This window comes from Streptomyces sp. WAC05292, assembly GCF_003949955.1.
GTDB lineage: Bacteria > Actinomycetota > Actinomycetes > Streptomycetales > Streptomycetaceae > Streptomyces > Streptomyces globosus.
Window position 1 is genome coordinate 1 of sequence record NZ_RPSE01000075.1, and the last position, 21,583, is coordinate 21,583.

25 protein-coding genes and 1 pseudogene are annotated in these 21,583 nt (G+C 71.8%); 19 read left to right on the forward strand and 7 right to left on the reverse strand.

Annotated features, from left to right (window positions below):
* The first annotated feature begins 371 nt into the window (after positions 1–371).
* Positions 372–1,565, forward strand: coding sequence for an RtcB family protein (locus EF903_RS11560; protein WP_125543117.1), 1,194 nt, complete (start codon positions 372–374; stop codon positions 1,563–1,565).
* 76 nt (positions 1,566–1,641) lie between these two features.
* On the opposite strand, the gene EF903_RS35140 is transcribed toward EF903_RS11560, so the two are convergent.
* Together EF903_RS35140 and EF903_RS11565 are read right to left on the reverse strand one after the other, a co-directional pair.
* A complete protein-coding gene (locus tag EF903_RS35140) occupies positions 1,642–1,764 on the reverse strand; it encodes a hypothetical protein (protein WP_260615093.1) in 123 nt (40 codons plus the stop codon).
* A 125-nt stretch (positions 1,765–1,889) separates the two neighbouring features.
* The gene (locus tag EF903_RS11565; protein WP_125543118.1) at positions 1,890–2,651 is read right to left on the reverse strand and encodes an SDR family NAD(P)-dependent oxidoreductase; all 762 of its coding nucleotides are present in this window, start codon (positions 2,649–2,651) and stop codon (positions 1,890–1,892) included.
* A 213-nt stretch (positions 2,652–2,864) separates the two neighbouring features.
* On the opposite strand from EF903_RS11565, the gene EF903_RS11570 reads away from it, so the two are divergent.
* The gene (locus EF903_RS11570; protein WP_260615094.1) at positions 2,865–3,419 is read left to right on the forward strand and encodes a hypothetical protein; all 555 of its coding nucleotides are present in this window, start codon (positions 2,865–2,867) and stop codon (positions 3,417–3,419) included.
* Between the two features lie 27 nt (positions 3,420–3,446).
* On the opposite strand, the gene EF903_RS11575 is transcribed toward EF903_RS11570, so the two are convergent.
* Positions 3,447–4,184, reverse strand: a complete 738-nt coding sequence (locus tag EF903_RS11575; protein ID WP_125543119.1) for a Mut7-C RNAse domain-containing protein — start codon at positions 4,182–4,184, stop codon at positions 3,447–3,449.
* A 103-nt stretch (positions 4,185–4,287) separates the two neighbouring features.
* Complete coding sequence (locus EF903_RS11580) at positions 4,288–4,908, reverse strand: hypothetical protein (protein ID WP_125543120.1); 621 nt, start codon at positions 4,906–4,908, stop codon at positions 4,288–4,290.
* A 134-nt stretch (positions 4,909–5,042) separates the two neighbouring features.
* On the opposite strand from EF903_RS11580, the gene hemL reads away from it, so the two are divergent.
* From hemL to EF903_RS11615, 7 genes are all read left to right on the forward strand, one after another.
* The gene (gene hemL / locus EF903_RS11585; RefSeq protein ID WP_125543121.1) at positions 5,043–6,377 is read left to right on the forward strand and encodes a glutamate-1-semialdehyde 2,1-aminomutase; all 1,335 of its coding nucleotides are present in this window, start codon (positions 5,043–5,045) and stop codon (positions 6,375–6,377) included.
* Positions 6,374–7,048, forward strand: coding sequence for a histidine phosphatase family protein (locus EF903_RS11590; protein WP_125543122.1), 675 nt, complete (start codon positions 6,374–6,376; stop codon positions 7,046–7,048). Before hemL ends, EF903_RS11590 begins: the two co-directional genes overlap by 4 nt.
* Before the next feature lie 67 nt (positions 7,049–7,115).
* The gene (locus tag EF903_RS11595; protein WP_125543123.1) at positions 7,116–7,739 is read left to right on the forward strand and encodes a TlpA disulfide reductase family protein; all 624 of its coding nucleotides are present in this window, start codon (positions 7,116–7,118) and stop codon (positions 7,737–7,739) included.
* A gap of 4 nt (positions 7,740–7,743) precedes the next feature.
* A complete protein-coding gene (locus tag EF903_RS11600; protein ID WP_125543124.1) occupies positions 7,744–8,523 on the forward strand; it encodes a cytochrome c biogenesis CcdA family protein in 780 nt (259 codons plus the stop codon).
* A gap of 13 nt (positions 8,524–8,536) precedes the next feature.
* A complete protein-coding gene (locus EF903_RS11605; protein ID WP_185902624.1) occupies positions 8,537–10,360 on the forward strand; it encodes a cytochrome c biogenesis protein ResB in 1,824 nt (607 codons plus the stop codon).
* Complete coding sequence (gene ccsB, locus EF903_RS11610; protein WP_125543125.1) at positions 10,357–11,439, forward strand: c-type cytochrome biogenesis protein CcsB; 1,083 nt, start codon at positions 10,357–10,359, stop codon at positions 11,437–11,439. The genes EF903_RS11605 and ccsB overlap by 4 nt, the downstream gene beginning before the upstream one ends.
* Positions 11,440–11,464: 25 nt before the next feature.
* Entirely contained in the window at positions 11,465–11,968 is a 504-nt protein-coding gene (locus EF903_RS11615; protein WP_125543126.1) for an SRPBCC domain-containing protein, read from the forward strand.
* 24 nt (positions 11,969–11,992) lie between these two features.
* On the opposite strand, the gene EF903_RS11620 is transcribed toward EF903_RS11615, so the two are convergent.
* Entirely contained in the window at positions 11,993–12,322 is a 330-nt protein-coding gene (locus tag EF903_RS11620; protein WP_125543127.1) for a PLD nuclease N-terminal domain-containing protein, read from the reverse strand.
* Between the two features lie 91 nt (positions 12,323–12,413).
* Here EF903_RS11620 and EF903_RS11625 point away from each other — a divergent pair, with 91 nt between their 5' ends.
* The 4 genes from EF903_RS11625 (at position 12,414) to EF903_RS11640 (ending at position 15,933) form a co-directional block, all read left to right on the forward strand.
* Positions 12,414–13,871 (forward strand): menaquinone biosynthesis decarboxylase, encoded by a 1,458-nt coding sequence (locus EF903_RS11625; RefSeq protein WP_125543128.1) that lies wholly within the window; start codon positions 12,414–12,416, stop codon positions 13,869–13,871.
* Positions 13,868–14,338 (forward strand): hypothetical protein, encoded by a 471-nt coding sequence (locus EF903_RS11630; protein WP_312845913.1) that lies wholly within the window; start codon positions 13,868–13,870, stop codon positions 14,336–14,338. Before EF903_RS11625 ends, EF903_RS11630 begins: the two co-directional genes overlap by 4 nt.
* The gene (mqnP, locus tag EF903_RS11635) at positions 14,338–15,267 is read left to right on the forward strand and encodes a menaquinone biosynthesis prenyltransferase MqnP (RefSeq protein WP_125543136.1); all 930 of its coding nucleotides are present in this window, start codon (positions 14,338–14,340) and stop codon (positions 15,265–15,267) included. The genes EF903_RS11630 and mqnP overlap by 1 nt, the downstream gene beginning before the upstream one ends.
* A 78-nt stretch (positions 15,268–15,345) precedes the next feature.
* Complete coding sequence (locus tag EF903_RS11640) at positions 15,346–15,933, forward strand: Uma2 family endonuclease (protein ID WP_125543129.1); 588 nt, start codon at positions 15,346–15,348, stop codon at positions 15,931–15,933.
* On the opposite strand, the gene EF903_RS11645 is transcribed toward EF903_RS11640, so the two are convergent.
* Positions 15,923–16,543, reverse strand: coding sequence for a rhomboid family intramembrane serine protease (locus EF903_RS11645; protein WP_125543130.1), 621 nt, complete (start codon positions 16,541–16,543; stop codon positions 15,923–15,925). The two genes, EF903_RS11640 and EF903_RS11645, sit on opposite strands and share 11 nt — an antisense overlap.
* 97 nt (positions 16,544–16,640) lie before the next feature.
* Between EF903_RS11645 and EF903_RS11650 the strand changes: the two genes are divergently transcribed.
* Complete coding sequence (locus tag EF903_RS11650) at positions 16,641–17,324, forward strand: UbiX family flavin prenyltransferase (protein ID WP_125543131.1); 684 nt, start codon at positions 16,641–16,643, stop codon at positions 17,322–17,324.
* Here EF903_RS11650 and EF903_RS35145 read toward each other — a convergent pair.
* Positions 17,321–17,455, reverse strand: coding sequence for a hypothetical protein (locus EF903_RS35145; RefSeq protein WP_260615096.1), 135 nt, complete (start codon positions 17,453–17,455; stop codon positions 17,321–17,323). The genes EF903_RS11650 and EF903_RS35145 overlap by 4 nt on opposite strands.
* 123 nt (positions 17,456–17,578) lie before the next feature.
* On the opposite strand from EF903_RS35145, the gene EF903_RS11655 reads away from it, so the two are divergent.
* The 5 genes and pseudogenes from EF903_RS11655 to EF903_RS11675 form a co-directional block, all read left to right on the forward strand.
* The gene (locus EF903_RS11655) at positions 17,579–18,034 is read left to right on the forward strand and encodes an Lrp/AsnC family transcriptional regulator (protein ID WP_125543132.1); all 456 of its coding nucleotides are present in this window, start codon (positions 17,579–17,581) and stop codon (positions 18,032–18,034) included.
* A 65-nt stretch (positions 18,035–18,099) separates the two neighbouring features.
* Positions 18,100–19,263, forward strand: coding sequence for an aminofutalosine synthase MqnE (mqnE, locus tag EF903_RS11660; protein WP_114053643.1), 1,164 nt, complete (start codon positions 18,100–18,102; stop codon positions 19,261–19,263).
* A gap of 8 nt (positions 19,264–19,271) precedes the next feature.
* Positions 19,272–19,433 (forward strand): annotated as a pseudogene (locus EF903_RS35150) (GNAT family N-acetyltransferase); the annotation flags it as partial.
* A gap of 150 nt (positions 19,434–19,583) precedes the next feature.
* Positions 19,584–19,856: a DUF4229 domain-containing protein gene (locus tag EF903_RS11670; protein WP_390336379.1), complete on the forward strand. Its 273-nt coding sequence runs from the start codon at positions 19,584–19,586 to the stop codon at positions 19,854–19,856.
* Positions 19,857–20,231: 375 nt separating this feature from the next.
* On the forward strand, positions 20,232–21,583 hold a 1,352-nt coding region (locus tag EF903_RS11675), incomplete at its 3' end, for a dicarboxylate/amino acid:cation symporter (protein ID WP_260615097.1).

Below are 21,583 nucleotides of genomic sequence, written 5' to 3' on the forward strand. Positions count from 1 at the left end.
GGCAGGCTGCGGTACTTACCGGCGGGCGCGGGGGAGGGGGAGCTGTCGCCCGACTTGGAGTCGGTGTCGGCCCCGCCGCCGCCTCCGCCGGTGCACCCGGTCAGGCCGGCCATGCCGGCCATGAGTGCGGTGAGCATCGCGATGCCCGGCAGGACCCGCCGTACCGCCTTGCGCTGCACGTCCTCTGGCTCCCTTCGACCGCCCCGGCCGCCCGGCGGTCAGGAAAATGCGTTGCCGCGCTTTGGGCGCGGATGGACACAATGTCTATCGCACACGCCGGTCCCGGCGCCGGTCCCCTGTCTGCTTTGGGGTCCTGAGCGAGGGTTTTGCGGATTCTGATTTTTCCATGGTTTTCGGGGGATTAAGCCGTTATGTCGCACTTCGAGGTTGCAGGGGAGCACGTCCCCATCCGGATGTGGACCGATCCGGCGTCCGTCGAGCCGAGTGCCATGCGGCAGTTGCAGAACACCGCCACCCTGCCGTGGATCAAGGGCCTGGCCGTCATGCCGGACGTCCACTACGGCAAGGGCGCCACGGTCGGCTCGGTGATCGCGATGAAGGACGCCGTCTGCCCGGCGGCCGTCGGCGTCGACATCGGCTGCGGCATGTCCGCGGTGAAGACCTCCCTGACGGCGAACGACCTGCCGGGCGACCTGTCGGGGCTCCGCTCGAAGATCGAGCGGGCGATCCCGGTCGGGGCGGGCATGCACCGGGACCCCCTCGACGCCGACCGGCTGTACGGGTTCCCGGTGGAGGGGTACGCGCGGCTGTGGGACCGCTTCGACCACCTCGCGGACGCCGTGAAGTTCCGGCGCGAGCGGGCGGCGAAGCAGATCGGCACGCTGGGCAGCGGCAACCACTTCATCGAGTTCTGCCTCGACGAGGCGGGCTCGGTGTGGCTGATGCTGCACTCGGGCTCCCGGAACATCGGCAACGAGCTCGCCGACCACCACATCGGCGTGGCGCGGGGCCTCGACCACAACCAGAACCTCGTCGACCGGGACCTCGCGGTCTTCCTCGCGGCGACGCCGGAGATGGAGGCGTACCGGGGCGACCTCTTCTGGGCGCAGGAGTACGCCAAGTACAACCGGGCCGCGATGATGAGCCTCTTCAAGGAGGTCGTCCGGCGGGAGTTCCGCAAGGCGAAGGTCTCCTTCGAGCGGGAGATCAGCTGCCACCACAACTACGTGGCGGAGGAGCGGTACGAGGGCATGGACCTGCTGGTCACCCGCAAGGGCGCGATCCGCGCCGGAAGCGGCGACTACGGGATCATCCCGGGCTCGATGGGCACGGGCTCGTACATCGTGAAGGGCCTCGGCAACGAGCTGTCCTTCAACTCGGCCTCCCACGGGGCGGGCCGGAAGATGAGTCGCACGGCGGCCAAGAAGCGGTTCTCGGCCCGGGACCTGGCGGAGCAGACCAGGGGCGTGGAGTGCCGCAAGGACGCGGGCGTGGTGGACGAGATCCCGGGCGCCTACAAGTCCATCGAGCAGGTCATCGACCAGCAGACCGACCTGGTCGAGGTCGTGGCCAGGCTCAGGCAGGTCATCTGCGTGAAGGGCTGAGCCCGCACGCGGACACGGGGGGACGGAGGAGCCCCGGCCGGCACCGGCCGGCCGGGGCTCCTCCGTCGGTTCCGGGTCAATCGCCCCGCTTGTGGGTCCGGCGCAGGCGATAGGCGCCGGCCCGGAGGTACGCGGGAAGCTCCCTGGAAAGGCGATCGGCTGCCTCCGCGATCGTGGTCTCGTGCTGCATCACGGCCATGCTTCCTCCCTCGGGGGGGGCTCACTCTTTCCGAGGGTAGGCGCGGGCGGGGACAGGGCGTGCGCATTCACCCGAACGGTGCGGAGGGGGCCGCCGGGCTCGTTCTCCGGGCGCGGCCGGGGTGCTCAGAGCTCGCGGTGGACCTTCGTGTTCGAGGCCTGCGCGCGCGGGCGGACGACCAGGAGGTCGATGTTGACGTGGGAGGGGCGGGTCACCGCCCAGGTGACCGTGTCGGCCACGTCGTCGGCGGTGAGGGGCTCGGCCACGCCCGCGTAGACCTTGGCGGCCTTCTCCTCGTCGCCGCGGAAGCGGGTCTTCGCGAACTCCTCCGTCCTGACCATGCCCGGGGCGATCTCGATGACGCGCACCGGCAGGCCGACGATCTCCAGGCGCAGGGTCTCCGCCAGGACGCGGGCGCCGTTCTTCGCGGCGACGTAGCCGGCGCCGCCCTCGTACGTGCCGTGCCCGGCCGTGGACGACAGCACGACGACGGTGCCGTCGCCGGAGGCGGTCAGGGCGGGCAGCAGGGCCTGGGTGACGTGCAGGGTGCCGATGACGTTGACCTCGTACATCGTGCGCCAGTCGGCGGGGTCGCCGGTGGCGACCGGGTCGGCGCCCAGCGCCCCGCCCGCGTTGTTGACCAGGACGTCGCAGCGGTCGAGGGAGGCGGCGAAGGCGTCGACGGCGGCCCGGTCGGTGACGTCCAGGGCGTACGCGGCCGCGGACAGCCCGGCCGCGCCCAGTTCGGCGGCGAGGTCCTCGATGCGGTCCTTGCGGCGGGCGGTGAGGACGACGCGGTAGCCGGCCTCGGCCAGCCGCCGGGCGGTGGCCGCGCCGATGCCGCTGCTCGCGCCGGTGACTACGGCGGTCCGGGTGGCCGTGCTCATGTGCGGCTCCTCGTGCATGGGCGCACGCGTGCGGTGGGGTGCGCGCGTGCGTGTGTGTGTTCGTACGGCGGACATCCGCCAGCATAGGCGCGGGCCGGCCGCCGGGTGCGGGCCCGCCCGCCGCGGTGCGGGGGCCGCCGGATGGGGGAGGACCCGCCCTCGTCCGTGTGATGGTCCGACCGGCCGGGTGGGGCCGCGGGCTAGCCTCCGCGCGTGGACGAGGAGGTGGTGGCGGTGCGCCGTGGTGCCGCTCGCAGTGTGGTGACGGGGCTCGCAGGACTGGCCGGCGCAGTGGGGCTGCTGTGCGCCGCCCCCGGCGCGGCCGCGGCCGCCGGGGCCGTCGGCCCGGAACCCGGCGGCCCAGCCGCGGCGGCCGCGGCCGCCCCGGAGGCCGACGTGGCCTACCACGGCAGGGTCGCCCTCGCCCGGGGCGAGCTGCGGGTGTGGCTCGTACCGTGGAACGAGGGGCCCTCCGAGCTCCCCGACTCCACGGTGCGCCTGCGCCTGTCCGCGGAGCTCGCCGACCGGCAGGACCTGGCCGCGGGCTGCGTACGGGCCGGGGCGCGGGAGGTGGTGTGCGAGACCGGGCCGCTGCCGCGGCACGGGCAGGGCCGGCACATCGGGCTCGTGCTGGGCCTGAAGGAGCCGGTCCCCGAGGTCGTCGTCCGCATCGACACCTGGTGGGACGGCGGCGCCGCCGACCGCAACCTCGCCAACAACCAGCACGCGGTCCTCGCCCTGGACACCGGCGACACCTACGCCTTCTGACCGCCGCGCGCCCGCGGCGGACGGCCCCTACGGCGCCGCCACGCCCCCGAACTCCCCGACCGCGTCGGCGACGATGCGCTCCAGGCGGGCGTGGTGCGCGCCGCGCCAGTAGACGCGCTCGCAGGACGTGCACTGCGCGAACACGTCGTACGAGCGGTGCGTGCCGCTCTGCAGGCGGTCGCCGACGCTCTCCTTGTCGGCGTCGCGCAGCGTGCCGTTGCAGGCGGTGCAGCGCGTCCACGGGGCGAGCACGGGCGCGAACCGGCCGAGGACGTCCCGCAGTTGCTCGTCGGGGTTGTCGCTGTACACGTACGCGCCGGCGAAGATCTCACGGCGGCGCAGCAGCCCCCGGTCGCGGGAGAGCAGCACGCGCCGCTCGTCCGCGGAGCGGGTGGCGAGGGCCGGGTCGCCGATGTCCTCGTTCTCGTAGGCGGCGTCCACGCCGAGCAGCCGCAGGCGGCGCGCGAGGGTGCCCAGGTGCACGTCGAGGAGGAACCGCAGCGGGGCGCCGGCGATCTGCTGCGGCCGGTCCACGCCCAGCACCTCGACGCTCTCGCCGGGGCGGGGCACGTACGAGAAGGGCTCCTCGCGGCCGTCGACGAGGAGCCGGCCGACCTCCGTCAGCGGGACCCCCGCGGACTCGACGACGTGGCCGAGGCTGGAGGCTCCGTCCGTGGCGGTCGGAACCCGTTCGGCGCGCCGGGCGGGCGGCGCGAACAGCCGGAGTTCAGGGGCGAGGGTGAGGTGGATGCCTGGTCCGTTCACGCTGCCCAGGATGCCATCGCGGGGCCGGCCCGCGCGGCCGAATTACGGGGTCCCGGCCGCCCCCGGCGGGCGGCGCGGGGCGCACCCCGCGCGCGGCGGCCGGTCAGGGCCAGACCAGGCAGTACGGCTGATGGCCCGCCTCGTGGAGGCGCTGGCTGAAATCCTGCCATTCGTGCAGCAGCTGGTAGACGTTGAACGCGTCCCGCGGGCCCCCGCGGTCGGGCACCGTGGACCAGATGAAAGCGGCCGCGCCGACGGACTCCTCGCCGATGTCGCGCAGCGGGTCGACGACCGTCGTCGGCAGCTTGACCACCGCGTAGTCCGGGTGCAGGACGACCAGCTCCAGCGGCGGGACCTTGTGCAGGGGTATGCCCTGGATGCCGGTCAGCACCATCGCCGCCATGGTCTCCGGCTTGATCTTCGTGAACATGCCGCCCATGCCGAGCTCGTCGCCGCCGAGCTCCTCCGGCCGCATGGTCACGGGCACCCGGGCCGCCGTCGCGCCGTCGGGAGCGCCGAAGTACTTGTACGTCACTCCCATGCCGCGGCCCCTGGGTACCAGGCCGTCGAGTTCCTCCGCGGCCGGTGCGGGCGCGGGCACGGGCTCGGCCGCGTCCGCGGCGCGGCGGCGGTGCCTGCCGCGGCGGCGGGCTTCGCGGGCCTCGCGGGCGCGCTTCGGGTCGAGGTCGTCCGTACCCTCGCCCGGTCCACCACCGCGTTGCATATCTCCACCCGACTGGTCTTGCCTGCCCCGGCCCCGCGGCTGCCGCCACGCAGCCTGATCATCATGGCAGTGACCTCCCCCGGGGCGGCGCGGTGAAACGCCCGTCCGCAAGTCGGTCGCGGCCTGATGAGACCATGGCTCGTGTGAGCTACCCGTACCCGTATGAAGCCAAAGTCTCGCAGACTCTCTTCGACCGCGCGTCCCTCGTGACGCCCGGCGGCGTGAACTCTCCGGTCCGCGCGTTCCGCGCCGTGGGCGGAACGCCCCGGTTCATGGTGTCCGGTACCGGTCCGTACCTGACCGACGCCGACGGCCGCGAGTACGTCGACCTCGTCTGCTCCTGGGGGCCGATGATCCTCGGCCACGCCCACCCGGCCGTGGTCGAGGCCATCCAGGCCGCGGTGGCCCGCGGCACCTCCTTCGGCACCCCCGGCGAGGGGGAGGTCGCGCTCGCCGAGGAGATCACCGCCCGGATCGAGCCGGTCGAGCAGGTACGCCTGGTGTCCTCCGGTACGGAGGCGACCATGTCCGCGATCCGCCTGGCCCGCGGCTTCACGGGCCGCTCCAAGGTCGTGAAGTTCGCCGGGTGCTACCACGGCCACGTGGACGCGCTGCTCGCCGCCGCCGGTTCCGGTCTGGCGACCTTCGCGCTTCCGGACACGCCCGGCGTCACCGGCGCCCAGGCCGGCGACACCATCGTGCTCCCCTACAACGACCTCGAAGCGGTACGGGCCGCGTTCGCCGCGCACCCCGGCGAGATCGCCTGCGTGATCACCGAGGCGGCCCCGGGCAACATGGGCGTCGTCACCCCCGCCGAGGGCTTCAACCAGGGCCTCGCCGACCTGTGCCGGGACAACGGCGCGCTGTACATCTCCGACGAGGTCATGACCGGCTTCCGCACCTCGCGGGCCGGCTGGTACGGCGTCGACGGCGTCCGCCCCGACCTGATGACCTTCGGCAAGGTCATGGGCGGCGGCTTCCCCGCGGCCGCGTTCGGCGGCCGCGCCGACGTGATGGCCCACCTCGCGCCCGCCGGCCCCGTCTACCAGGCCGGCACCCTCTCCGGGAACCCCGTCGCGACCGCCGCCGGCCTCGCCCAGCTGCGCCTCCTCGACGACGCCGCGTACGCCGCGGTCGACGCCGTCTCGGAGCGGATCCAGGGCCTGGTCACGGACGCGCTGGCCAAGGAGGGCGTCGCCCACCGGGTGCAGACCGCCTCCAACATGTTCTCCGTCTTCTTCACCGCGGACCCCGTCCGCAACTACGACGAGGCGAAGCAGCAGGAGTCCTTCCGCTTCAACGCGTTCTTCCACTCGATGCTGTCGCAGGGCGTCTACCTGCCCCCGTCGGCGTTCGAGTCGTGGTTCGTCTCCACCGCCCACGACGACGCCGCCGTCGAGCGGATCGCCGCCGCCCTGCCCGCCGCCGCCCGCGCCGCCGCGCAGGCCACCCCGGAGGCCTCCGCATGAGCGACACCACCGTCGTCCACCTGATGCGCCACGGCGAGGTCGACAACCCCGACGGCGTGCTCTACGGCCGCCGCCCCGGCTACCACCTCTCCGAGCTGGGCCGCCGCATGGCCGACCGGGTCGCCGAGCACCTCAGGGACCGCGACGTCGCGTACGTCGTCTCCTCGCCGCTGGAGCGGGCCCAGGAGACGGCGGAGCCCGTCGCGAAGGCCCACGGCCTGGAGATCGCGACCGACGCCCGGCTGCTGGAGGCGGAGAACGTCTTCGAGGGCAAGACCTTCGGCGTCGGCGACGGCGCGCTGCGCAGGCCCGGCAACTGGCGGCACCTGACCAACCCGTTCCGCCCGTCCTGGGGCGAGCCGTACGTGGAGCAGGTCGTCCGCATGATGAGCGCGATCGAGGCGGCGCGGGACGCGGCCCGCGGCCACGAGGCCGTCGCGGTCAGCCACCAGCTGCCGATCTGGATCGTCCGCAGCTTCGCGGAGAAGCGCCGCCTGTGGCACGACCCGCGCCGCCGGCAGTGCACGCTGGCGTCGCTGACCTCGTTCACGTACCGGGAGGACCGGCTGGTGTCGGTGGGCTACAGCGAGCCCGCCCGCGACCTGGTACCCCCGCACCTGCTGGCGGGGGCGCGGCCCGTCAAGGGCAAGTCGAAGGCGTTCGGGGCCTGACCAGCGGCTTGTCACCGGCCCCGGGGGGCGCGGAAGATCGGCAAATCGCTCATGCGAAACTTTTCACATGAGAACTGGCCGCGCCCCCCGCCGCCGCCCCGCCCGCGGCCGCGCCCTCCTGCTGACCGCCGTGGCCGCCGCAGGCGCCCTGACCCTGACGGCGTGCGAGGACGGCGCCAAGTCCTCGGGAGCCGGAGGCGGCAACTACGTGACGGGCCCCAGCGGCATCTCCACCGTCGCGAAGGGCGAGCGCACGGCCGCGCCGAAGCTCGACGGCGAGACCGTTGACGGCAAGACCCTCGACACGACCGAACTCAAGGGCAAGGTCGTCGTCCTCAACGTGTGGGGCTCGTGGTGCCCGCCCTGCCGGGCCGAGGCCCCCTCCTTCGCGAAGGTGTCCCAGGAGCTCGCCGACGCCGGCAAGCCCGTCGCGTTCGTCGGCATCAACACCCGTGACACGAGCAAGCAGAATGCGGCCGCGTTCGAGGCCGACTTCAAGATCACGTACCCGAGCCTGTACGACCCCTCCGGGAAGCTCCTGCTCCGCTTCCCGGCCGGCAGCCTCAACCCGAATGCCATCCCCTCCACGATCGTCCTCGACAAGGAGGGGAAGATCGCCGCGCGCACCCTGGCCCCGCTGGGCGAGCAGCAGCTGCGCTCGATGATCGACCCGCTGCTCGCGGAGCAGTGACCTCGTGGTCCCCGAGCTCCTCACCCTGGCCGCCGAGCCGTCCGGCGTGAACCCCACGGTCCTGTCCGGCGCCCTGCTGCTGGCCCTGCCCATCTCCGTGCTGGCGGGCCTGGTCTCCTTCTTCTCGCCCTGCGTGCTGCCGCTCGTGCCCGGCTACCTCAGCTACGTCACCGGCGTCAGCGGCGCCGACCTCGCCGAGGCCCGGCGCGGCCGCATGGTGGCCGGCGCGAGCCTGTTCATCCTCGGCTTCACCGCCGTCTTCGTCTCGACGGGAGCCCTCTTCGGGCAGTTCGGCAACGTCCTGCTCGGCAACAAGGAGGTCATCTCCCGGGTCATGGGCGGCCTGGTCATCCTCCTCGGGCTGTTCTTCATGGGCGCGATCCCCGGCCTGACGATGCGGGAGTTCCGCTTCCACCGGAAGCCGGCGGCCGGGCTGCTGGGCGCGCCCCTGCTCGGGGTGCTCTTCGGCGTCGGCTGGACCCCCTGCATGGGCCCGACCCTCGCCGCCGTCACCACCCTCTCCCTCGACCAGGCCAGCGCCGGGCGCGGCGCCCTGCTGACCGTCGCCTACTGCCTGGGCCTGGGCATCCCGTTCATCGCGGCCGCGGTCGCGTTCCGCAAGGCGCTGGGCGCGTTCGGCTGGGTGAAGCGGCACTATGCGTGGGTGATGCGCATCGGCGGCGGCATGCTGATCGCGACCGGCCTGCTGCTCGTCACAGGAGTGTGGGGCAGCATCGTGAACGACATGCAGAGCTGGACCCAAGGCTTCACGGTGGGGATCTGAGGACTACACGGACATGAGTACGACCGACAAGGCGTCCGCAGAGGCGCAGCACCCGCCCGCGGACGAGCCGTCCGCCGGGCCCGGCTCCGACGCCGCTCCCGACACCGGCCGCCCCGAGGCGGACCGCCCCGGCACCGACCGGTCCGAGTCCGAGTCCGGCTCCGGCTCCGACCCCGACTCCGGTTCCGACTCCGCCGAGGCCGCCGCCGGCGCCCAGCTGTCCACCGCCCCCGCGGAGGACGGCCCGGGCCCCGTCGGCATCGGCGTGCTCGGCTGGGCCCGCTGGATGTGGCGGCAGCTCACCTCCATGCGGGTCGCCCTGATCCTGCTGTTCCTGCTGTCGCTGGGCTCCATCCCCGGCTCCCTCATCCCGCAGACCCAGGTCGACGAGCTGAAGGTCGCCGACTGGAAGCGCGACCACGCGTTCTGGGTGCCGGTCGCCGAGAAGCTCCAGCTCTTCGACGTCTACAGCTCGGTGTGGTTCTCCGCGATCTACCTGCTGCTGTTCGTCTCCCTCATCGGCTGCATCGTCCCCCGCACCTGGCAGTTCGTCGGCCAGCTCACGGGCCGCCCGCCCGGCGCCCCCCGCCGCCTGGACCGCATGCCCGCGTACACGACCTGGCGCACCGACACCCCGCCCGAGCAGGTCCTCGCCCACGCCAAGGCCCTCCTGGGCCGCGGCCGGTTCCGCACCGAGCCCGGCAAGGGCTCCGTCGCCGCGGAGAAGGGCTACCTGCGCGAGGCCGGCAACCTCGTCTTCCACCTGTCGCTGATCGTGATGCTGGTGGCGTTCGCCTGGGGCCAGCTCTTCAAGTCCGAGGGCGGCAAGCTCGTGCTGCGCGGCAGCGGCTTCGCGAACACCCTCACCCAGTACGACGACTTCAAGTCCGGCAGCTTCTTCAGCACCGACGACCTGCCGCCGTTCTCCTTCACCCTCGACGACTTCTCCGCCAGCTACGAGGAGTCCGGCCCCCAGAAGGGCACCGCCCGCGACTTCACCGCCTACGTCACCTTCCGCAAGGGCGCGGACGGCGCACCGCAGAAGCGCGAGATCCAGGTCAACAAGCCCCTGGAGGTCGACGGCGCCAAGGTCTACCTGCTCGGCCACGGCTACGCGCCGGTCATCTCGGTGACCGACCCCTCCGGCAAGGTCGTCTACAAGGACGCCGTCCCGATGCTGCCGTTCGACGGCAACCTCAGCTCCTCCGGCGCGGTCAAGGTCACCGACGGCTACCGCAACAAGGACGGCGCCAAGGAGCAGCTCGGCTTCAACGCCCTCTTCGTGCCGACCTTCGCGGGCGCCGGCCAGGGCACCATGCTCTCCCAGTTCCCCGACCTGAAGTTCCCCGTCCTCGCCCTCAGCGCCTACCACGGCAGCCTCGGCGTCGACTCCGGCCTGCCGCAGAACGTGTACCGGCTGAACACCGCCAAGATGAAGGAGTTCAAGGACGCCGAAGGGCAGCTGCTGAAGAAGCGCATGCTCGTCGGCGAGACCATGGAGCTCCCCGACGGCGCCGGCACCGTCAAGTTCGAGGGCATCGAGCGCTGGGCGACCTTCTCCGTCACCGCGCAGCCCGGCAGCGGCCTCGCCCTCGGCGGGGCGGTCGCCGCCATCGGCGGCCTCGCCGCGTCGCTGTTCATCCAGCGCCGCCGCATCTGGGTCCGCGCCGTCCCCGGCCCGGACGGCACCACCGTCGTCGAGATGGCCGGACTCGGCCGCAGCGAGTCCGCCAGGCTCCCCGAGGAACTGGGGCAGCTCGCCGCCGCCCTCCACGAGCAGGCGCCCACGGCGCCCGAACGACCTGTCACGGAAACCGTCGAAGGAGAGCGCGGATGACGCCGCTCGCAGCCGAGGTCAACGAGAACCTCGCGCAGATCAGCAACTACCTCGTCTACTCGTCGATGGCGGTCTACACGCTCGCCTTCCTCGCGCACATCGCCGAGTGGACCTTCGGCAGCCGCAGCAAGGTCGCCCGCACCGCGGCGGCCCTGACGAACACCCCCGCCGCGGCCGCCGCGCCCGCCGTGCAGGTCCGCTCCAAGGGCACGACCGCCGTCCTGGACAAGCCCAAGGTCGTCACCCGGTCCGCGCCCGGCTCCCGCGACGTCCCCGACGGCCCCGGCGCCGCCGGCGGCACCGCCCAGGGCGACCTCTACGGCCGGATCGCGGTCTCGCTGACCGTCCTCGGGTTCCTCCTCCAGGCCGGCGGCGTCGTCGCCCGCGCCGCCTCCGTGCAGCGCGCCCCCTGGGGCAACATGTACGAGTTCTCGATCACCTTCTCCGCGGTGGCCGCCGGTACGTACCTGGTGCTCCTCGCCCTGAAGAAGAACGTCCGCTGGCTCGGCCTGATCCTCGTCACCACCGTCCTGCTCGACCTCGGCGTCGCCACCACCTGGCTGTACACCGAGAGCGACCAGCTGGTCCCCGCCCTGCACTCGTACTGGCTGTGGATCCACGTCTCCACCGCGATCTTCTGCGGCGCCGTCTTCTACATCGGTGCGGCCGGCGCCGTGCTCTACCTGCTGCGCGACTCGTACGAGGCCAAGCTCGCCTCCGGCGGCACCCCCTCGAAGATCGCCGCCTCGGTCCTGGAGCGCTTCCCGTCGGCCGCCTCGCTCGACAAGTTCTCCTACCGCATCAACGCGGCCGTCTTCCCGCTGTGGACCTTCACGATCATCGCGGGCGCCATCTGGGCCGGCGACGCCTGGGGCCGCTACTGGGGCTGGGACCCCAAGGAGGTCTGGTCCTTCGTCACCTGGGTGGCCTACGCCGCCTACCTGCACGCCCGCGCCACCGCCGGCTGGAAGGGCCGCAAGGCCGCCTACCTGGCCCTGTTCGCCTTCGCCTGCTGGATCTGGAACTACTACGGCGTGAACATCCTGCTCAACGGCAAGCACTCGTACGCGGGCGTCTGAGCCCCGCCGGTGGCACGCTGGTGGCATGCCTCCCGTGAGTCATGCCACCAGCGAGAGCCGGGGCGCAGGGCGCTGGCTGCTCCGCTTCGAGGTGCACCTGCCCTGCGCGGACGAGGCGCTGTGGCCCGCCCTCACCACCCCGGAGGGCCTGCGGACCTGGCTCGGCGAGGCGGACGTCCTGGAACGGCGGCTCGGCGGAGACGTCACCCTCCGCCTCCGCGGCGGCGGGCCCTCCGTATCCGGCCGGGTCACCGCCTGGGACGTCGAGCGCGTCGCGGAGTACACCGTCACCGGGTACGGCCGGATCCGCTTCCACCTGGAGCGGGTCGGCACCGACTCCACCGTGATCCGCTTCCTCAACGAGCGGACCGGCACCGACGAGGAGCGCCTGGACGCCCTGGCCGCCTGGCACCACCGCTTCGAACTCCTGGAAGCCGCCCTCCAGGGCGATCCGGCGCACCGGCCGCACTGGACCGACGCCCGCTGGGCGGAGCTGCGCGCCTCGTACGCGGCGTTCTCCGGAGCCTAGGGGGTCTCCTGCGCCCCGGCGCGGCTACTCCTTGCCCGGATCCGCATCCTTGTCGGTGTCGCGGTCCCCGCCGCCCTTCCTCCGCTCCTGCTCCTCGCCCAGCGACCGCAGGAAGTCCGGATTGTCGTCCGGCGCGACCCACTGGGTGCGCCGGGGACGGCCGCCGCCCGCCGCCGCCCGCTTGCGCCCCGCCGCCAGCCACACGATCGGCCCGACGATCGAGAACAGCAGGATGATCATCACCCACACCACCTTCGGGAGGTGCTTGACCTCCTCCTCCGGCGTGTTCAGGCAGTCGATGAACGCGTAGATCGTCAACGCGATGATCAGCAGGAACGGCAGGTAGCGCAGCACGGTGTGGGACCGACTCCCCGGCAGTGGCGGGGGACCCGCGGTGGGGCCCCGGTGACACCCCCAGGTTAGTCGGTGACGGATACTGGCCCCTATGGCTTACGACGATCTCCGCTCGCTGCTCCGGGCTCTGGAGCGGGAGGGCGACCTCAAGCGCATCAAGGCCGAAGTCGACCCGTACCTGGAGGTCGGGGAGATCGTCGACAGAGTGAACAAGGCGGGCGGTCCGGCCCTGCTGTTCGAGAACGTCAAGGGCTCCGACATGCCCCTGGCGATGAACGTCTTCGGCACCGACCGCCGCCTGCTGAAGGCCCTCGGCCTGAAGTCCTACGCCGAGATCAGCGAGAAGATCGGCGGCCTCCTCAAGCCGGAGCTGCCGCAGGGCTTCGTCGGCGTCCGCGAGGCCTTCGGCAAGCTCGGCTCGATGGTGCACGTGCCGCCGAAGAAGGTGAAGGCGGACGCGGCGCCCGTCCAGGAGGTCGTCCTCACCGGCGACCAGGTCGACCTGGACCGGCTGCCCGCCCTGTTCACCTGGCCGAAGGACGGCGGCTCCTTCTTCAACCTGGGCCTGACGCACACCAAGCACCCCGAGACCGGCGTCCGCAACCTCGGCCTGTACCGCCTCCAGCGCCACGACAAGCGCACCATCGGCATGCACTGGCAGATCCACAAGGACAGCCGCAACCACTACGCGGTCGCCGCGGAGCGCGGCGAGCGGCTGCCGGTCGCCATCGCGTTCGGCTGTCCGCCGGCCGTCACCTACGCGTCGACCGCGCCGCTGCCCGGCGACATCGACGAGTACCTGTTCGCCGGGTTCGTCGCCGGCAAGCGGATCGAGATGGTCGACTGCAAGACCGTCCCGCTCCAGGTCCCCGCGCAGGCGGAGGTCGTGATCGAGGGCTGGCTGGAGCCCGGCGAGATGCTCCCCGAGGGCCCGTTCGGCGACCACACCGGCTTCTACACCCCCCAGGAGCCGTTCCCCGCGCTGAAGATCGACTGCATCACGATGCGCAAGCGGCCGCTGCTCCAGTCCATCGTGGTCGGCCGGCCGCCCACCGAGGACGGCCCGCTGGGCCGGGCCACGGAGCGGTTCTTCCTGCCGCTGCTGAAGATCATCGTCCCGGACATCGTGGACTACCACCTGCCGGAGTCGGGCGGCTTCCACAACTGCGCGATCGTCTCGATCGACAAGAAGTACCCCAAGCACGCCCAGAAGGTCATGCACGCGATCTGGGGCGCGCACATGATGTCCCTGACGAAGCTGATCGTGGTGGTCGACAAGGACTGCGACGTCCACGACCTGCACGAGGTGGCCTGGCGGGCCCTCGGCAACACCGACTACTCCCGCGACCTCACCGTCGTCGAGGGGCCCGTCGACCACCTCGACCACGCCTCCTACCAGCAGTTCTGGGGAGGCAAGGCGGGCATCGACGCGACGAAGAAGCTCCCCGAGGAGGGCTACACCCGCGACGGCGGCTGGCCCGACATGGTCGAGTCCGACCCGGCGACAGCGGCCCTCGTCGACCGGCGCTGGAAGGAATACGGACTGTGAGCGCCGACGACGCCATGGCCGGCCCGGCCCTGTTCCTCGGCGGTGACACCGCGTACGTGGCCCTCGTGCGCCCGCAGCTCGACCCGGCCGACCCGGACCTCGTCCTGGCGGCGCGGGAGGCGGGCGTCACCCCCGAGGAGTTCGCCGGGCCCGGCAACGTCTGGACCCTGCTCACCGAGCACGACGGCGAGGGCGACGGCTTCGAACTGCCCGGACTGCGCGACACCGAGGCCGACGGCTTCGCCGAGCAGCTCCAGGCGGCCGTCGCGGCCGCCGGACCGTTCACGGTGGAGGCCGGCGACGTACTCGCCCTCGACGGCGCCCCGGCGGACGGCGGCTGGACCTTCACCGCCCGCGTGACCCCGCCCGAGGGCCACGACGGCGGCGCCTGGACCCTCGCCACGGGCCCGGTGGCGACCGCGGACCTGCTGGCCGACCTGGCGGACTTCCGGAGGGCCCTCGCATGATGACCACCGCCGACGGGGTCGCCGGCCGCGGCACCGGCCCCGCCGCGCCGCAGGCCCCCGGCCGGGTGAAGGCGTTCCTGCGGCTCGTGATGATCGAGCACTCGGTCTTCGCGCTGCCGTTCGCCTACATCGCCGCGCTGACCGCGATGTTCCGGGCCGACCGCACCGTCCACTGGATGGAGCTGCTGCTCGTCACCGTCTGCATGGTGGGGCTGCGGACCTTCGCGATGGCCGCGAACCGCATCATCGACCGCGAGATCGACGCCCGGAACCCGCGCACCGCGGGCCGCGAGCTGGTCACCGGTGCCGTGTCGGTCCGCTCGGCGTGGACCGGGGCCGGGATCGCGCTGGCGGTGTTCCTCGGGGCGGCGGCCCTGCTGAACCCGCTGTGCCTGATGCTGGCGCCGGTGGCGGTCGTGCCGATGGTGGTCTACCCGTACGGCAAGCGGTTCACGAACTACCCGCACGCCATCCTCGGCCTCGCCCAGGCGATGGGCCCGGTCGGCGCCTGGCTCGCGGTGACGGGCGCCTGGTCCTGGGACGCGGTGATCCTGGGCCTGGCCGTCGGCGTGTGGATCGGCGGCTTCGACCTGATCTTCGCCTGCCAGGACGTCGCCGCCGACCGGGCGGAGGGCGTCAAGTCCGTCCCGGCCCGCTTCGGCGTCCCGGCCGCCCTGTGGGGCGCCCGCGGCGCGCACGCCGTCACCACGGCCCTGCTGGCCTGGTATGCGGTGGCCACGGACGCGGGCGTGCCGTTCTGGATCGGGCTGGCGGTCGTGGTCGCGGCGTTCCTCTACGAGCACACGATCGTCACCCCGCACGACCTGTCCCGCCTGAATCGCGCCTTCTTCACGGTGAACGGCTTCATCGGCATCGCGCTCTTCGTGTGCGCCCTCCTGGACCTCGTGCTCCGCGGCCTGCGCTGGTAACCCGAAAGAACGACTCCGCCGGAACCGGGCTGCGCACGCCCCGCCCGCGTGCGTACCGTGCGGCCTACCATCGAGTGCATGGACAGGGAGGCCGACGTGACCGTCTCGGAGAGCGACCGCCTGCACTCACAGCTCAGCCGGTTCGAGGACATGTTCCCGGGCTACCGGATGGAGATTGTCGAGGGCGCCATCGTGATGAGTCCGCTGAAGCCGCACCACAACGCCACGATCTGGCAACTGTGGACTGCGCTGAAGCCCCAGATGTCGGAACAGTGGGGCTTCCTCAGTGATGTCGCGATCCCGTTCGACGGCGACAACGAGTTCTGCCCCGACCTCGCCGTGATCCCGGCCGCCGAAGTCGCCAAGAACCTCAGCGCTTACTCGCCCGATCTGATCGAGCTGGCCATCGAGGTGGTTTCGCCGAGCAGCCGCCGCAACGACTACGACGTGCAGCCCTGTGCCTACGCGCGCCGAGGGATCCCGCACTATCTGGTTTTCGACCCTTACAAGGCGCACTGCGTGCTGTTCTGGAATCCCGGTCCCGACGGCTACCTGGGTACGGACACCGTCGCGTACGGCGGGACGGTCGTCGTGGAGACCGGTATCGGCAAGCTGACCATCGACACCTCCGGCCTGCCCGTGGACCCCTCCGTCGTCACGCCGTGAGCTGCGGGCCCGCCGGGCGGGTCCGGGCCGGGCGGCGGTGGCAGACCGCCGTGGCGATGCCCGCGACGAGGCCGCAGAGGTGGCCCTGCCAGCTGATGCCCTCGTGGACCGGGAGGATGCCGGTGAGCATCGTGGTGCCCCAGTAGGCGGCGATGGCCAGGGAGACGGCTACGCCGAGGACCTTGCGCTCCACGAAGCCGCGTACCAGCAGGTAGCCGAAGAGGCCGAAGACGACCCCGGAGGCGCCCAGGGTCATGGTGTTCGGCGGGGATATCAGCCAGGTGCCCAGGCCCTCGGCCACGATGATGATCCCGCAGACCGCGAGGAAGCGGCGGATGCCGGACAGGGCGGCTATGAAGCCGAGGACCAGCAGCGGAACGCTGTTGGAGGCGACGTGGTCGAAGCCGAAGTGGAGGAACGACCCGGTGACGACGCCGGGCAGCGTGTCCGGTTCGCGGGCCACCACCCCGTACTGGTCGAGGGCGTGGCCGGTGGCGTAGTCGACCGCCTCCAGGACCCACAGCAGGGCCACCCAGCCCAGCATCAGCTTGGCCGCCGCCTTGGCCCGGTCCGTCCGGCTCCATGCCGGCTCGATCGTGGTGCCGCTCATCCGCTCCGCCCCCTGGGTGTCGTGCTCCGTTCCCCCCGGGAACGTCCGGGACACCTTAGCGAGTGCCCGCTCGGTGTGGCCGGATAGTCTCGTAGCCATGACAGAGCGCAAGCGCACCCCCTGGGTGGTGGGGGTTTCCGGGGCTTCCGGGACGCCGTACGCGGCTTCGGTGATCCGGGGGCTGCTGGCGGCGGGCGAGAGTGTGGACCTGGTGGTGAGCCGGGCCGCGCGGCTGACCCTGCTGGACGAGACGGGCATCGCCTTCCGCGACGCGCACTGGCGCGACGACCTCGCGGAGTGGCTGGCCCGCGGCGCGGACGGCAAACCGGGGGCGTTCGCGGCGCAGGACGGCGACATCCGGTACTGGGCCGCGGGGGACCTGGCGGCCGGGCCGAGCTCGGGCTCGTACCCGGCGCAGGGGATGCTGATCGTGCCGGCGTCCACGGCCTGCGTGGCGGGAGTGGCGCTCGGGCTGTCGAAGGACCTGCTGCAGCGGGTCGCGAGCGTGACGCTCAAGGAGCGGCGCCGACTGGTGGTCGCGGTGCGGGAGACCCCGCTGAGCGGCCAGACGCTGAAGCAGCTGGTGGCGCTGGACGAGGCGGGCGCGGTCGTGCTGCCCGCCTCTCCGGCGTTCTACGCGGGTGCGACGCACATCCAGGACCTGGTGGACTTCGTCGCGGGGCGGGTGCTCGACGCGGCAGGGGTGCCGCACGGGCTGTACCGCCGGTGGGAGGGGGAGCTCGGTGGAGCGTCCCGCTCCCGGGAGGCAAGCGGTGGCTAGCGCTTCTTCGCGGTGTGCGGCTTGCGGGTCCTGTCCACCTGGTAGGCGGCTGCGGGCTTGTCGGTGCGGGATCGGTTGGCCAGCTCCTGGAGCTGTCGCATGTGTGCGTAGGCCATCTCGATCGTGTACACGGGTACACCACTCCTGAAGATCGTCATTGATCTGTTGACAGATTCACAGGGTGTTGACCCTGTGTGCCTTTGATTCTATACGTAAACTTGCAGCATCGCCGAACAATGGAAGGCTCCAGGCATATGGACGCGGTGGACAGGCAGCTCATCCAGGCACTCCGGGAGAACGGACGCGCCTCGTACGCGGAGCTGGGCCGGCTCGTCGGCCTGTCCGGCCCCAGCGTCACCGACCGGATCAACCGGCTGGAATCGGCCGGCGTCATCACCGGCTACCGCGCGACCGTCGACGCGGCCTCCCTCGGCCTCGGCGTCACCGCGCTGATCGGCATCTCCCTCTCCGACGCCGCCGACCACGAGGACGTCGCCCGCCGCCTGCGGGACCTCGCCGAGATCGAGGACTGCTGGTTCATCGCCGGCGACGACTCCTACATGCTGAAGGTGCGCGCCAGCGACGTGGACGGCCTGGAGAAGATCATCCGGAAGCTCTCCGGCACCAAGGGCGTCTCCCGCACCCGCACCACGATCGTGCTGTCGACGAAGTGGGAGAACCGGGTCGGGGAACTGCCCGACGAGCGCTGAGAGTACGGTTGCAGGGTTGGCAGGCCCTACCGGGCGGAGCAGGACACTGAGGAGGCGACCGGCCGATGGACGCTGGGCTGAAGCGTGAGCTGGAGGAGAAGGTTCGCTCCGGCGAGCGGCTGACCCGTGAGGACGGCATCGCCCTCTACGAGTCCGACGACCTGGCCTGGCTGGGCGGCCTCGCCCACGAGGTGCGCACACGCAAGAACGGCGACGTCGTCCACTTCAACGTCAACCGCCACCTCAACATGACGAACGTGTGCACCGCGTCGTGCGCCTACTGCTCCTTCCAGCGCAAGCCGGGCGAGAAGGACGCGTACACGATGCGCATCGAGGAGGCCGTCCGCCTGGCCAAGGCCATGGAGAGCGAGAACCTCACCGAGCTGCACATCGTCAACGGCCTGCACCCGAGCCTGCCCTGGCGGTACTACCCGCGCTCGCTGTCCGCGCTGAAGGAGGCGCTGCCGAACGTCTCGCTGAAGGCGTTCACGGCGACCGAGATCCACCACTTCGAGACGATCTCCGGGATGTCGGCCTCCGACATCCTGGACGAGCTCATCGAGGCCGGCCTGGAGTCCCTCACCGGCGGCGGCGCGGAGATCTTCGACTGGGAGGTCCGCCAGCACATCGTCGACCACCGCACCCACTGGGAGGACTGGTCGCGCATCCACCGGCTCGCGCACGAGAAGGGCCTGAAGACCCCGAGCACCATGCTGTACGGGCACATCGAGGAGCCGCGCCACCGCGTGGACCACGTGCTCCGGCTGCGCGAGCTCCAGGACGAGACCGGCGGCTTCCAGGTCTTCATCCCGCTGCGGTACCAGCACGACTTCGTCGACATGAAGGACGGCAAGGTCCGCAACCGGCTCCAGGCCCGCACCACGATGGCGACGGGCGCCGAGGCGCTGAAGACCTTCGCCGTCTCGCGGCTGCTCTTCGACAACGTGCAGCACGTCAAGGTCTTCTGGGTGATGCACGGCCTGCAGACCGCCCAGCTGGCGCTCCAGCACGGCGCGGACGACATGGACGGCTCGGTCGTCGAGTACAAGATCACGCACGACGCGGACAACTACGGCACCCCGAACAAGCTGACCCGCGACGACCTGCTGGAGCTGATCCGCGAGGCCGGCTTCCGGCCCGTCGAGCGCAACACGCGCTACGAGGTCATCCGCGAGTACCCCGGCCCGGACGCGTCGCTGCGCGAGACGCCGCAGGCGATGCGCGTCTGATCCCGGCGGGCGGCGTCGAGGCGATCCGGCTCTCCTGCCGCGGCGGCCTGGGCCTGGAGCACTTCTACGCGGCCTGCGGCTACAAGGAGGTCGGGCGCATCCCGGACGCCATCCGCGCGGCCCCCGGCGACGACCGCGACGAGATCATCATGCTGCTGCCGCTGCACTGACCCCGCCCCCGCGGGCCTCGCGCCGACCCCGGCGGCGCCGCCCGCGGTACGGGCGTGCTTCACTGGACGGACACGCCACGACGAAACCGACGAACCGAAGAAGGGGTCACCGTGTCCTTCAAGCCGAGCGCGACGATCCGCTACACCGCGATGCGCCTGGGCATCTTCGTCGGATGCCTCGTCCTCGTGGCCGTCCTGGTCAACCTGGGCTGGGTCCCCGCGGGCCTCGGCGACGCGAACCCCGCCTGGGTCGTGCTCCTCGCGCTGGTCATCTCCGCTCCGCTGTCGTTCGTCCTGCTGCGCCGCCAGCGCGACGAGATGTCCGCGCAGATCTCCGAGCGCGTCGCCGGCGCCAAGGAGCGCCTCGCGGCCAACCGCTCCCAGGAGGACGCGGCCGACGACGCCGCCCGCGTCGGCTCCTGAGGCTGGGCCCTGAGGCCCTGAGGCCCTGAGGGTCGGATTCCTCACACGGCACACGACGAGCGCCCCGGCGCCGGGATCATCCCGGCCGCCGGGGCTTCGGCATTTCCGGGGCGTCCCGGGTGTCGGGGAAGGGGTGCCGCGCGGGCGCCGCGGGCGCTTGATGACCTTGGCTCAAAGTCCGCCTTTGAGTTTCTCAAAGGGAAAGTGTTAGCGTGTTAAACATGTTGACCCCAGTTGCGCCCCGAATGATCACGAGCGTCCCGCTCGTGGCGCGCCTGCACGTCGACCTCTGCCGCCGTGTGTCCGCGGCCTGTTGCGGCTGTCGCTGAACCCACACACCCCTTTCCCCACCCCTGCTTTGCCCCCACTCGGAGAGTGTCCGTGTCCGCGACCCCCCAGGCCCCCGCCAAGGCCTCCTTCACGTTCCCCTTCTGGGCGCAGATCGTCACCGGTCTCGTGCTCGGCGTCCTGTTCGGCTGGCTCGCCCGCACCCAGGACGTCAGCTGGCTCGCCACCACCCTGGAGAAGGTCGGCGACCTCTTCGTCCAGCTGCTGAAGCTGGCCGTCGCCCCGCTCGTGTTCTTCGCGATCCTGGTGTCCGTCACCAACCTGCGGAAGGTCAACAACGCCGCCCGCCTCGCCTCGCGCACCCTGCTCTGGTTCATGATCACGTCGCTGATCGCGGTCGGCATCGGCCTCGCGATCGGCCTCCTCACGAACCCGGGCGCAGGCACCGGCCTGACCCCGCAGGACGGCAAGCTGCCCAAGCGCACCGGCTCCTGGCTGGACTTCCTGACCGGCATCGTGCCGACCGACATCGTCACGCCGTTCACCGAGCTGAACGTCCTGCAGATCGTCTTCCTCGCCGCCGTCGCCGGCATCGCCGCCCTCCAGCTCGGCGACAAGGCGCAGCCCGTCCTGACCCTTGCCGAATCGATCCTCCAGCTCCTCCAGAAGGCGCTGTGGTGGGTCATCCGCCTCGCACCGATCGGCACCGTCGGCCTCATCGGCACCGCGATCGCCAGCTACGGCTGGGACCTCATCGGCAAGTACGCCACCTTCACGGCCGACGTGTACATCGGCTCCGCACTCGTGATGTTCGGCGTCTACCCGCTGCTGCTCGCGCTCGTCGCCAAGGTCAACCCGATCCAGTTCTTCAAGGGCGCCTGGCCGGCCATCCAGCTGGCCTTCGTCTCCCGCTCCTCCGTCGGCACGATGCCGCTGACGCAGAAGGTCACCGAGCGCCTCGGCGTCCCGAAGGAGTACGCCTCCTTCGCCGTCCCGTTCGGCGCCACCACGAAGATGGACGGCTGCGCCGCGATCTACCCGGCCCTCGCCGCGATCTTCATCGCGCAGATCTTCGACGTCCAGCTGACGATCACCGACTACCTGCTGATCGCCTTCGTCTCGGTCGTCGGCTCGGCCGCCACCGCCGGCCTCACCGGCGCCACGGTCATGCTGACCCTGACCCTCTCCACCCTGGGCCTGCCCCTGGAGGGCGTCGGCCTGCTGATGGCGATCGACCCGATCCTCGACATGGTCCGCACCGCGACCAACGTCGCCGGCCAGGCGCTGGTCCCGGTCGTGGTCGCCGCCCGCGAGGGCATCCTGGACAAGGAGGCCTACGCCGGAGCCTCCTCCTCCCCGCTGGACGAGACCACCCCGCTGGACGGGCGCGCCGCGGTCGCACCCGTCCAGCGGGGTGGTCTCGTCCAGCGGGGAGGAGG